Raw genomic sequence first — 8,856 nt, 5'->3', positions numbered from 1 at the left:
GAGCCCGGCCCCGGCCGCGCCGCCCGCGCCCCGCGCCGCCACGGCCCCGCCCGGCTTCAAGTCGCGTGGGACGCCCACGCCCGGCGGCGACACCCTGCGCCAGGCCGCCCGCGAAGGCGGCGGCTGCAACCACGCCGACCTCTACCGCCTGACCAAGGCCGAACGCGCCGCCTGCGACGACAAGCTGGGGATCAAGTCCCGCGACGCGCCGATGTACGCGGTGATCGACCAGGCCAAGAAGGACTTCTTCGACGGCGCCTGCAAGAAGGACGACGAGTGGTGCCTCTACCGCACGGGGCAGGGGCCGTATCCGGGCCTGCTGGCCCTGATGAAGAAGAAAAAGGACGAGTGGTGATCCAAGATCCTCCCCCTTCTGGGGGAGGTGGCCCGGAGGGCCGGAGGGGGGGCGTTTTCAGCTTTCGAGGAGCCGGACGGTCATCACCGACTTCCCCCTCCGTCGGCTTCGCCGACACCTCCCCCTTCAGGGGGAGGATCTTTCAACAAAAAAGGCGGCCCTTGCGAGCCGCCCTTTCCGTCTTCAACCCAAGAAAGCCGGCGCCTAGAAGCGCTTGCTGACGCTCAGGTACAGGCGACGCTCGACTTCCAGGCCGGCGCTCTGGCGCTGGCGGCTGTCGCCGAGGTTCTGGCCGCTGAGGGCCACGGTGACGTCGCCCTCGAAGGTGCGGGCCACGCGGCCGCCGATGGCGGCGTAGGCGTCGATGTCGACCAGGCGCGGATTGGCGCCGACGGCGTAGAGGGCGTAGGCCTGATGGTCGCCCACCAGGGTGACGAAGGCGTCGGCCGTCCACGGGCCGCCGGTCCAGCCCAGGGCGACGTTGCCGCGGTTCTCCGGCGTGGTCGCGCCGAAGGCGGCCGAGCGCAGCACCGGCGAGAAGCCGGCCAGCGGCTCGTCGTCGACCTCGGTGTGGGTCCAGTCGGCGTTCCAGCGGAAGCCGGCTTCGAACTCGCCCGAGGCGGCCAGTTCGAAGCCGGTCATCTTGCTCTCGCCGATGTTGCGATAGCTGAGCACCGGCAGGCTGACGGGCGTGGGGGCCACGTCGATCTGGGCCGAGGTCGGCTGGCCCTTCACGTCTTCGGTCTTCTGGACGAAGGCCTTGGCGCTGACCTGGGCCTTGAGGGCGGGCAGGGCGCGCTCATAGGTCAGCTGGTAGTTGGTGACGATCGCCGGTTCCAGGGTCGGGTTGCCGGCCAGGCCCAGGGTGTAGGGACCGACGCTGACGCGGGCCTGCAGGGCGCCCAGGTCGACGAGGGTCGGCACCTGCACGCCGCGGGCGGCGCTGGCCTTGAAGGTGTCGGCGTCGGTGGCGCGCCAGACGAGGCCCAGGTTCCACGACGGCTCCTCGATCTTGCGATCCCAGTAGCCGTTGCCCAGCGGCGGCGAGCCGGCCGGGAAGGCGCCCTCGCGCGACAGGTCCAGGCTGTCGTAGCGGCCGGCGGCGGTGAAGGCGAGCTTGTCGGTGATCGCCCAGTTCCACATCGCCGAGGCCGACAGCACGTCGTAGCTGACCTCCGCGCCGCCGATCGGGGCGGTGTTGACCTCGTTGTGGCGGTATTCGCCGCCGAGGCGGATGGTGTGCTTCGCGCCGATCTTGAACAGGTCCTGGGCCGAGACGACCGTGATCTTGTTCTCGAACCGCGCCTGCTGGCCAAGGATCACGTGCTTGGCGGTCAGGTCGTTCTGGTAGGCGGAGAATTGCAGCTGGCCGACTTGGGTCTCGGCGGTCAGCGTGCCCTTCAGCGAGCCGGTCAGGTACTTGCTGGGCGAGTAGGCGTAGTTGGACAGCATGTCGCTGACCTGGACGTTCGAGTACGAGCCCTCGATGCGCAGCTCGGCCTTGTCGGTCAGCTGGGTGACGGTGTCGAGGTTGGCCGACACGCGCGAGGGTTCGTTCTGCTGGCTCTTGGCCACGCCGACGGTGTTGTCGAACTCGTCCGACTTGGCCGCGCCGGCCGAGAAACGGGCGCTGAAGCGCTCGCCCAGCTTGAACGACTTGGCCAGCGAGACCTCGCCGTAGCGGGCCGAGCCGCCGCGCACGGTGATGTCGCCGGTCTGGTCGAACTTGGGGTTGGCGGTGATGATGTTGACCACGCCGCTGACGGCGTTGAAGCCGAAGAGGGCGCTATTGGGGCCCTTCACGACCTCGATCTGGCGGATCTCCGACAGCTGCACGGGCAGGGTGGCCCAGGCGGTGTAGCCGTAGTGGTCGAGATAGACCTGGCGGCCGTTGATCAGCACCAGCAGGCGCGGCGACATGGCTTGGTTGTAGCCGCGAACGCTGACGTCGGCGGCGCCCGCGCCCCAGGTCGTCACGTCCAGGCCCGCGATGCGCGACAGGATGGTCGGCAGGTCGACGGCGCCCGAGCGCTCGATGTCGGCGGCCGAGATGATGGTCATGTCCACCGGCGCTTCGGTCGAGCGCTGCGGGGCGCCGGTGGCGCTGGTGGTGACCGGTTCGTTGAACAGCTGCTCGAGCGAGCCGTAGTCGATCGACTGGGCGTGAGCGGCCGAGGCGGCGGCGACGAGGAGGCCCGCGGAAGCGCCGGCCAGGAGAGTCTTTTTCATTGGGATGTCTCTTGTGCTGGCGCGGATCAGACTTCGCGGATCATCATGCGGAAGGCGGACTTGAAGACCGCGCCCACGGCCGCGGCGGCGCCGCGGTTGACGATGATCTCGACCTTGGGGTCGGCCGACACGCTCATGACGCAGGCGCCGCTGGCGGCGCAGGACGCGTCCGAGCCGATGGTGATGATCTTCTTGGCCTTGGCGGCCGCGCCCACGGGGGCGGCGTTGACGCCGGTGGTGACGTAGAGGGCGGCCACGCCGCCCACGCCCGAGACGGCGCCGGCTTCGACCGGCTTGGCCGTCAGGGTCAGCGTGCCGGTGTTGAGGCCGCCGCCGATGGCGGCCATGACGGCGTTCTTCTCGGCGACCGAGGCCGGCTTGGACGGGTCGAACACGACGCCCAGCACGGCCTTGCCGGTGGGACCGTTCTCAAGGAAGGTCAGCGCGCGGCCGGCGATCTGCACGTCCTTGGCGGCGTCGGCGTGGGCGCTGAACGGCGCGACGGCGAGGAGCGTCGCGGCCAGCGCCACGACGGGTTTCTTTTTCGACATTCTGTTGAAATCCCCTGCCCTTTGTTGGGCTTGTGGGCGGGGTGATGGCGCGGCGGATGTAAAGAAGACGTAACGCCGCCCATGTGACGGCGTTATGCAAAATCTTGCACTGGTCGGGTAGCCGACGGATAGACAACTTCAGGTCTGCGCGTGACCTTGCGGCAGGCAAGTTCTATGGCCGCCGACGCGTCATCTTGAGTTGTGTTCGGACAGAATGTCGCAGCCCGGGATTTATTTTCGGATCGCCGAACTTCAGAGGGACAGGCGCTCGGCGGCGACGCCGGCCGCGCGCAGGGCCGCCAGGCGGGCGAAGGCCAGGGTCAGGGCCTTGCGGCGGGCGCCGGCCAGCGGCGTGACCGGCGCGGCCCGCACCACCGCGCCGCCGAAGCCGTCGGCGACGATCAGGCCCGGCTCCTCCGGCAGGATCCCGTCGGGGAACTGCGGGGCGACGGCGAAGTGGAAGGCGTCGCAATATGGGCCGTACTCGCCCCACTTGCGGTCGACGCGATAGTCGTCCAGCCCCGACTTCACCTCGACGATGACGATGTCGCCCTTGGGGCCCAGGGCCATCAGGTCGGCCCGGCGGCCGTTGGGCAGGGTCACCTCGGCCAGCGGCGCATAGCCCAGGTCGACCAGCAGCCGCGCCGCGCCGCGGGTGACGGCCAGGGTGGTCTCGGGGCGCCCCAATGCCGAGGGGGTGAGGCTGATGTCGACGACGACGTCCATGTCGCCACCATGTTCCATCTTTGTTCGCGGTGCAAGCAGGGCGACGGCCGATCAGTCCTGGTCGCGCGTCTCCTCGCGCAGCCTTGCCATCAGGGCGTCGGGGTCGACCGGAGCGCCCGCCAGGGTCGCGACGACCGTTGGCCCGGAGTGGTCGATGACGACCCCGGTCCGGCGCGCCTGCTCCAGGACTTCCTCGGACCGGTCGGGGAGGGAGGATCCGCACCAGGGGCAATGAAAGATGGCCGTGCTGCCGATCACATAGAGCCCGATGCTCTCGTTCCAGCTGACCACGGGCGACCACTCCTGCGCGTGCAGGGCGTCGTATCTCGGGTCGGCGGCGTACTCCTCGGCCGTGCGGGACATGACCTCGAGGGTGTCGCAGCAGGTCTTCACGGCCTTGTCTCCGCGTGGAAGGGCGTCGGCGAAGCGAGCCTGTCACGACCGGCCGCCGATCGCCAGGGCGGGGGCGCTTAGCCCCGGGCGTGCCTGGTCACCCGCAGGCGCGAGACGTCGTAGCCCATGGCCTTGGCCCGGTCGGTCAGGGCCTGGGTCAGGCCGGGCGTGGGCTTGTCGCGGGTCAGCAGCCAGAGATAGCGGCCGCTGCCTTCGCCGACGATCGCCCAGCTGTAGTCGTCGGCGTGGTCCAGCACCCAGTAGTCGCCGACGAAGAACGGGCCGAAGAACGACACCTTCAGCTTGGCCCCCGTGGCCTTGTCGACCACCTTGGCCTTGCCCAGGCTGACCTTCTCGATGCCTTCGGGGCCGCCCTGGCGGCAGGTGTTGCGCACCTCCACGAGGCCGTCTGGGCGCAGCGAATACTCGGCGGTGACGCCGTCGCAGCCCTTCTCGAAGCGGAAGTCGTAGCGGGCCGCCTCGTACCACAGGCCCAGGTACTTGCTGAGCTCGACACGCTTGGCCGGCTGCGGCGGACGGGGATTGCCGGGCGGGCCGGCCCCGGCGCAGGCGGCCATGGCCAGCAGGGCGACGCCGCAGGCGCCGGCGACGGCGAGGCGGATGGCGGCCACCCTCACGTCTCGGGCTGCTGCGGGAAGACCAGCTTCTCGTAGCCCAGGGCCTTCACGCGGGCCAGGGCGGCGCCCTTGGCCGTCTCGTCCATCACCGGCTTGCGTGACAACAGCCAGACGAAGTTGCCGCCGGGCGTGGCCATGATCGCCCACGACGCGTCTTCGGCGTGGTCGAGCACCCAGTATTCCTGCTTCTTCAGGCCGCCCAGGAAGTTCATCGAGAACTTGGCGTTCTCGGACCCGGCGAGGATCTTGCCGCTGGTGTTGAAGGTCTTGGCCTTGCCGGTGGCGCTGTCGCGGCGGCAGACCTGGCGCACCGAGAAGCTGTCGGCGCTCTTGGCGGTGAACTCGGTGGTCGGGGCCTCGCAGTTGCGCTGGCCGGAGTTGGGCGTGCGGGCGATCTCGTACCACTTGCCCGAATAGAAGGCCGCCGCCACCGGCTTGGACGGCGGCTGGGCGCCGGCCAGGGCGGCCGAAGCGATGGCCAGTGCGGGAACGGCCGTCAGGGCGGCCGCGACGGAGATCAGGCTTACGCGCATTCCGACACCTCGCTGCCCCCCAAAGGCTGCGTGGTCTAGTTCAACCACGAGCGGTGCAGAACGCAAGCGTCCCCGCCGAAGTTCCGGCGGAGGGAGCGGAATGCCTCCGGTCCGCTTGCGAGGTCGGAGGCTGCAGCTATTCTGCCTCCATGCACGAGTTCCACCTGGTCGAGCTGCCGGCCGGAGGTTTGGACAGGGTGGAAGAAAGGACGCGGTGCGCGTTGGCGATAGGCGCTATCAGAACGTATGTCTCCTCGCTCGCGGCGCTCGTGGGAAGCGGCTGCACTGCGTTCGCTTCGCCGATCGATGCGGAGCCGACCATGATCGTCGATTTCACCAACGGCAGGGTCACGACGCCGGCTTGGCAGGCCTCGTTCGTCGACTGCTCGACCGCCACGATTGCATGCATCGAGGCGCCCGACCGCTTCCTGATGGCCTTTCCGCGCAATTGTTCGGCGGCTTCCGGACCCTGGAGCGCCGCCGGCCGCGCCTTTCGCATGACCGCCCCCGCGGCCCATCGCGCCCCTCCGAGCGGGGGGTACATTTCCGACAAGTACCCGCACGTCCATCTGTCCTGGAGCGCCGGCGCCGGTTTCGACAAATGGTCCAGGACCGCCGCTACGCCCTATGACGCGGGCTGGAGCCCAGGGGAGCGCCTTGAGGCGTACCGGATCACCTATGTCGGGGCATCGGCGCACTTCGCCTGCACGCCGGATTGACGCGCATCCGCGTCCGCGATCGGCGCCGTTGTGGGCGCCTCGCGCGATCGACGTCGCACAAGGATAGGCGCGGAGGGGAGGGCAAGGGCCTCCCCGCCGGTCTCGACGGCCTTATTCCGCGGCGATGGTCACCGGGACGGCGCGGTCCTTGAAGTTGATGGCCTGCAGGTGGCGGATGCCTTCCTCGGCGATGTCGTCGCCGACCATGCGGTCGCCCTCGGCCTTCAGTTCCTCCAGGTCGACATACATGGCGTAGAACGCCTTGGTGCGGTCGGTGATGATGCCGGCGTTGAGCAGGGTCTTCACCAGCACCCGGAAGATGTTGGTCTGTTCCTTCATGTGCTCGCGACGCAGGTCATCGGTCATGATCTGCCCGTACTCCTCGACCACCTTGTCGGGATCCAGGCCGAACTCGCGATAGAGGTCCAGCTGCTGGTGCGGCGAAACGAGGTTGAACAGCAGGGTCTGGAAGCAGTGCGCCGCCCAGTCCTCGATGATGGCGTGCTCTTCCGGCGACAGCTTGGGCACCGTGCGGTCGGCCCAGATCTTCCCGAACTTGTGGTGGAAGGCCTCGTCGGTCATCACCAGCTGCAGCAGCTTCTTGCCGAGCGGGTCGTGGATTTCCTTGAAGAAGGTGGCGAAGGCGCCCATGGCCAGGCCCTCGACCAGCATCTGCATGCCGATGATCTTCTTGTAGACCTCGGGGGCGGCGATGATCTCGACCAGCAGGCTCTTCAGGGCCGGGCCGCACTCGACCGGCTTGCCCCAGCGGGCCTTGATGTACTTGGCGAAGGCGGTGACGTGGCGCGCCTCTTCGCGGGTCTGGTTGGCGGCGTATTCCTGCGCGCCCTGGTCCTTCAGCACGTGGCACAGGCTGGCCGACAGGTTCAGCGCGCCCTGCTCGCCGTGCAGGATCGACGAGAAGCTGCGCAGCACCGACTGGTTGATGAAGCGGGTGCGCTGCTTGGGATCGGAGAGGTGGTTGGAGACGTAGTCGGTCGACAGGGCGATGACGAGGTCCTCGGGAACCAGCGGCTGGTTCTCCATGTCGAACGGCTCGTCGAAATCGATATAGGCCTTGTCGAGCGGGTCCCAGAAGTGGTCGTGAGTGGCCGAGATGATCTTGTCGAAGGCGCTCGAGCGGTTTCCGTACCGGTCGAGCTCGAGCATGGACTCGAAGTCGTCGGGCGCCACCGCGTCGTACATGGCGTCCTTGGTGATGTTCTTGTCCGTCACGGTCGGCTCCTCTCCTGTGGCCTCTCGGCTGCTCGATGGGGCCCGTCTGTCGCGGGTCTCTCCTCGAGTGAACACTGTCCACTCAAACTTCCGGTACGGTCAAATTAAAAATGACGATGGCGTCACCTTTGCCGCAGCCGCTTGAACCAGAATGGGAAACGCCGCCATGGGCTTGAACGTCTTTGTGCTGACCGGCGCCGGGGTCTCGGCCGAGAGCGGCCTGGGCACCTTCCGCGACGAAGGCGGGGTATGGACGCAGTACGACCTGGCCGAGGTCGCCACGCCCGAGGGCTTCGCCCGAGACCCGGCCAAGGTGCGGGCCTTCTATAACGCCCGCCGGGCCAACCTGGCCGCCGCCGCGCCCAACCCCGCCCACTTCGCCCTGGCGCGGCTGGAGCGCGAGCTGGCGGCGCGGGGCGGGCGGCTCTTCCTGTGCACCCAGAACGTCGACGACCTGCACGAGAAGGCGGGCTCGACGAGCGTCGTCCACATGCATGGCGAGCTGGCCGTCACCCGCTGCCACGCCTGCGAGGCCGTGCGCCCCGATCCCGGGCCGCTGGACGCCGGGGCCGTCTGCGGGTCCTGCGGGGCGGGCGGCATGGCCCGGCCGCACGTGGTGTGGTTCGGCGAGGTCCCGCTGTTCATGGACGAGATCTTCGAGGCCCTGGAGGACAGCGACCTCTTCGTCGCCATCGGCACCTCGGGCTCGGTCTATCCGGCCGCCGGCTTCGTCACCGAGGCGCGGCGGATGGGGATTCGCAGCTGCGAGATCAACCTCGAACCCTCCGACAACGCCCGCGCCTTCGACGAGCGTCTGTACGGGCCGGCCAGCGAGATCGTGCCGGCCTGGGTGGAGGCGGTGCTGTCTTAAGCCAGGCGCGGGCGGAACTGGTCCATCAGGGCTTCGGCCTGTTCGACATCGTCCTCGTCGACCGTGTCGGACGACAGAACCCTGGCCAGGCAGCGCACGGCGGCCTCGATCGATCGCCGCACGCCGAGGCCTTCCAGATAGCACTTGGCCAGCGGCAGGCAGGCGGAATCGTCGCCGGCGGCGGCGCATCGCGCGAACCAGCGGACCATGGCGCGGTGGTCGCCGCGCTCGCGATAGAGGATGGCGATGTTGTTGGCGGAAATCGTGCACTGGGCGCGGCGCCAGGCCCGTTGATAGAGACGCATCGCCTCGTCCTTGTCGGGCGGGGCGCCCAGGCCGTTGTCGTACAGGTAGGCCAGGTTGGTCAGGGCGGTGATGTCGCCCAGCTCGGCGCAGCGCGCATAGCCTTCGCGAGCCCGGGCGTAGTCTCCGGCCTCCTCGGCGTCGAAGGCGATATGCAGCAAAGCTTCGGTCTCGATCATCGGCCAAGCTATGGCACGGCCGCATCGGTGCAGCCTAGGTCGGATCGACATTCAGGGAGGGGCGGCTGTCCGTCCAATCCGTCTTTCCCCCCTTCGCGGGGAAACTCGGTGAGAAGCGACCAA

General features: G+C 68.6%; 10 protein-coding genes and 1 pseudogene. 3 read left to right on the top strand and 8 right to left on the bottom strand.

Annotation, left to right across the window (positions count from 1 at the left end; translation table 11 throughout):
• Positions 1-355, top strand: a pseudogene (locus DDF62_RS25590) (hypothetical protein); the annotation flags it as partial.
• Between the two features lie 204 nt (positions 356-559).
• Here DDF62_RS25590 and DDF62_RS10870 read toward each other — a convergent pair.
• The 6 genes from DDF62_RS10870 to DDF62_RS10845 form a co-directional block, all read right to left on the bottom strand.
• Positions 560-2,584 (bottom strand): TonB-dependent receptor plug domain-containing protein, encoded by a 2,025-nt coding sequence (locus tag DDF62_RS10870; RefSeq protein ID WP_116489134.1) that lies wholly within the window; start codon positions 2,582-2,584, stop codon positions 560-562.
• Positions 2,585-2,610: 26 nt separating this feature from the next.
• Positions 2,611-3,135 (bottom strand): hypothetical protein, encoded by a 525-nt coding sequence (locus tag DDF62_RS10865; RefSeq protein ID WP_116489133.1) that lies wholly within the window; start codon positions 3,133-3,135, stop codon positions 2,611-2,613.
• Between the two features lie 252 nt (positions 3,136-3,387).
• The gene (mmcB, locus tag DDF62_RS10860) at positions 3,388-3,861 is read right to left on the bottom strand and encodes a DNA repair putative endonuclease MmcB (RefSeq protein ID WP_116489132.1); all 474 of its coding nucleotides are present in this window, start codon (positions 3,859-3,861) and stop codon (positions 3,388-3,390) included.
• Between the two features lie 51 nt (positions 3,862-3,912).
• Complete coding sequence (locus tag DDF62_RS10855; protein ID WP_116489131.1) at positions 3,913-4,254, bottom strand: hypothetical protein; 342 nt, start codon at positions 4,252-4,254, stop codon at positions 3,913-3,915.
• Positions 4,255-4,331: 77 nt separating this feature from the next.
• The gene (locus DDF62_RS10850; RefSeq protein WP_116489137.1) at positions 4,332-4,832 is read right to left on the bottom strand and encodes a lipocalin family protein; all 501 of its coding nucleotides are present in this window, start codon (positions 4,830-4,832) and stop codon (positions 4,332-4,334) included.
• A 56-nt stretch (positions 4,833-4,888) separates the two neighbouring features.
• Positions 4,889-5,425, bottom strand: a complete 537-nt coding sequence (locus DDF62_RS10845) for a lipocalin family protein (protein ID WP_116489130.1) — start codon at positions 5,423-5,425, stop codon at positions 4,889-4,891.
• A gap of 320 nt (positions 5,426-5,745) precedes the next feature.
• Between DDF62_RS10845 and DDF62_RS10840 the strand changes: the two genes are divergently transcribed.
• Complete coding sequence (locus tag DDF62_RS10840; protein WP_133244914.1) at positions 5,746-6,144, top strand: hypothetical protein; 399 nt, start codon at positions 5,746-5,748, stop codon at positions 6,142-6,144.
• A 111-nt stretch (positions 6,145-6,255) separates the two neighbouring features.
• Here DDF62_RS10840 and DDF62_RS10835 read toward each other — a convergent pair whose 3' ends face one another.
• Positions 6,256-7,380, bottom strand: coding sequence for a ferritin-like domain-containing protein (locus DDF62_RS10835; protein ID WP_116489128.1), 1,125 nt, complete (start codon positions 7,378-7,380; stop codon positions 6,256-6,258).
• Positions 7,381-7,546: 166 nt separating this feature from the next.
• On the opposite strand from DDF62_RS10835, the gene DDF62_RS10830 reads away from it, so the two are divergent.
• Positions 7,547-8,251, top strand: a complete 705-nt coding sequence (locus DDF62_RS10830; RefSeq protein WP_116489136.1) for an SIR2 family NAD-dependent protein deacylase — start codon at positions 7,547-7,549, stop codon at positions 8,249-8,251.
• Here DDF62_RS10830 and DDF62_RS10825 read toward each other — a convergent pair.
• Positions 8,248-8,733: a tetratricopeptide repeat protein gene (locus DDF62_RS10825; RefSeq protein WP_165832230.1), complete on the bottom strand. Its 486-nt coding sequence runs from the start codon at positions 8,731-8,733 to the stop codon at positions 8,248-8,250. The genes DDF62_RS10830 and DDF62_RS10825 overlap by 4 nt on opposite strands.
• Positions 8,734-8,856: the final 123 nt, after the last annotated feature.

Origin of the sequence: Caulobacter radicis (assembly GCF_003094615.1) — a bacterium.
Lineage (GTDB): Bacteria > Pseudomonadota > Alphaproteobacteria > Caulobacterales > Caulobacteraceae > Caulobacter > Caulobacter radicis.
Note: the sequence above shows the minus strand (reverse complement) of the source record. Positions and strands in the feature narration are given on the sequence as shown.

What these genes read in the sequence shown, in the direction of transcription:
- DDF62_RS10870 (WP_116489134.1), bottom strand. Translation starts at nt 2,584, where the DNA reads ATGAAAAAGACTCTCCTGGCCGGCGCTTCCGCGGGCCTCCTCGTCGCC.
- DDF62_RS10865 (WP_116489133.1), bottom strand. Translation starts at nt 3,135, where the DNA reads ATGTCGAAAAAGAAACCCGTCGTGGCGCTGGCCGCGACGCTCCTCGCC.
- mmcB (WP_116489132.1), bottom strand. Translation starts at nt 3,861, where the DNA reads ATGGACGTCGTCGTCGACATCAGCCTCACCCCCTCGGCATTGGGGCGC.
- DDF62_RS10850 (WP_116489137.1), bottom strand. Translation starts at nt 4,832, where the DNA reads ATGGCCGCCTGCGCCGGGGCCGGCCCGCCCGGCAATCCCCGTCCGCCG.
- DDF62_RS10845 (WP_116489130.1), bottom strand. Translation starts at nt 5,425, where the DNA reads ATGCGCGTAAGCCTGATCTCCGTCGCGGCCGCCCTGACGGCCGTTCCC.
- DDF62_RS10840 (WP_133244914.1), top strand. Translation starts at nt 5,746, where the DNA reads ATGATCGTCGATTTCACCAACGGCAGGGTCACGACGCCGGCTTGGCAG.
- DDF62_RS10830 (WP_116489136.1), top strand. Translation starts at nt 7,547, where the DNA reads ATGGGCTTGAACGTCTTTGTGCTGACCGGCGCCGGGGTCTCGGCCGAG.
- DDF62_RS10825 (WP_165832230.1), bottom strand. Translation starts at nt 8,733, where the DNA reads ATGATCGAGACCGAAGCTTTGCTGCATATCGCCTTCGACGCCGAGGAG.